Source organism: Mesorhizobium sp. M7A.F.Ca.US.006.04.2.1 (assembly GCF_004022915.1).
Taxonomy (GTDB): domain Bacteria; phylum Pseudomonadota; class Alphaproteobacteria; order Rhizobiales; family Rhizobiaceae; genus Mesorhizobium; species Mesorhizobium ciceri.
In genome coordinates, this window is sequence record NZ_RZQA01001308.1 from 1 (window position 1) to 1,118 (window position 1,118).

The window sequence follows — 1,118 nt, forward strand, 5'->3', positions numbered from 1 at the left end:
TCGCTCGCCTTGCGCTCGCGGTAGTAGAGATGATCGACATTCATGTCGTGATGATGCAACGTCCAGCCTGCCACTTGCGCTTCGGGAAAATAGGGATTGCGGTCGGCGGCATGCAGCCAGGCGCAGCCGATGTCGAAAGGCACGCCGAAATGCTGGTCGCTGGTCCAGGCTCGCCCGCCGATTCTGTCCATCGCTTCGAGCAGCGTGAAGGAAAGCCCCGCCGCCTGCAGGGTTTTGGCAGCGGCAAGACCCGCCGAGCCGGCGCCGATGATGACGACATCAACGTCTTGCATGCAGCCCCCTTGCCACAATAATCACTTGATCCTAGGCAAATTCCACGGCATTCGCCAGCATTGCAGCGGTGACAGTGACAAGTGCGCGTTTCGCTGGCAAGTTCGCAATTGGGACGTGATTCAGGCAACCAGGAGATCAACATGGCAATTCTTGCCAAGGGAAAGATGTTTGCAGCGGCCGCGATGGCGGTGCTTGCGCTGGCGACGGGCGCACAGGCAGCGGCCAGCTGCGGCAAGACCGGCGCCGGCTTCGAGGCCTGGAAGCAGGACTTTGCCGCGCAGGCCAGGTCGGAAGGTGTGGGCGCCAAGGGGCTGGCCGCTCTGGCCGGGGCGAACTACGCGACAAAGACGATCTCCGTCGACCGCGGCATTCACAAGGCCTTCAGCGGCTCGGTGGACGATTTCATGCGGCGGCGCGGCGGCGCGGCGATTATCTCCAAGGGCCGGTCGCTGAAAAAGTCGAATGCGGCGCTGTTCTCCAAGATCGAAGCGAATTACGGCGTGTCGCCGGGCGTGTTGCTGGCCATCTGGGGTATGGAAACCGGCTTCGGTTCGGCCATGGGCAACCAGAACACCGTCTCTGCGATTTTGACGCTTGCCTATGATTGCCGCCGCCCGGGGTTCTTCTACCCGCATGCGATCGCCGCCCTGAAGCTGGTCGATCGCGGGGCGCTGACAGCCTCGTCGGTCGGGGCCGCGCATGGCGAGATCGGACACACGCAGTTCCTGCCAGGAAACGTCCTGAAATATGGCGTCGGCGGCGGAAACCTGCGCGACAAGGGCACGGCGCTGGCTTCCACCGCCAACTTCCTCAAGGGCCATGGC

General features: G+C 63.1%; 2 protein-coding genes. One reads left to right on the forward strand and one right to left on the reverse strand.

The genetic code is table 11. The annotated features are described in order from the left end of the window. Positions 1-293: FAD-dependent oxidoreductase (locus tag EN925_RS36860; protein ID WP_128337417.1), on the reverse strand; the 293-nt coding region annotated here is incomplete at its 3' end. A gap of 141 nt (positions 294-434) precedes the next feature. Here EN925_RS36860 and EN925_RS36865 point away from each other — a divergent pair. After that, the coding region (locus EN925_RS36865; RefSeq protein WP_128337418.1) for a lytic transglycosylase domain-containing protein at positions 435-1,118 on the forward strand (684 nt) is incomplete at its 3' end.